General features: G+C 42.0%; 1 protein-coding gene. It reads left to right on the top strand.

From position 1 onward, the window contains the following. The coding region (locus NXS07_RS21550; protein ID WP_258087712.1) for a transposase at positions 1-210 on the top strand (210 nt) is incomplete at its 5' end. Positions 211-212: the final 2 nt, after the last annotated feature.

The following is a 212-nucleotide window of genomic DNA, read 5'->3' as shown; positions in this document are numbered from 1 at the left end:
GCGGCTTGGGATAGAGCCATGTTGGCTAAACGGTTCATCATCGAAACCATCAATGATCAGCTTAAGAACGTCACACAAATTGAGCATTCCTGCCATCGTAGTTTGATGCTGAATTTATTAGGTGGATTAATTGCTTACTGCTTAAAACCCAAAAAGCCATCACTCAATATCACAAGCGCTGAAAAAACAGGACTTCGGGTGATGGCTTAAAC

This window comes from Xenorhabdus bovienii, from assembly GCF_024721015.1.
Lineage (GTDB): Bacteria > Pseudomonadota > Gammaproteobacteria > Enterobacterales > Enterobacteriaceae > Xenorhabdus > Xenorhabdus bovienii.
The sequence above is the reverse complement of the archived record's forward strand: the minus strand, read 5'-3'. Positions and strand labels throughout refer to the sequence as shown.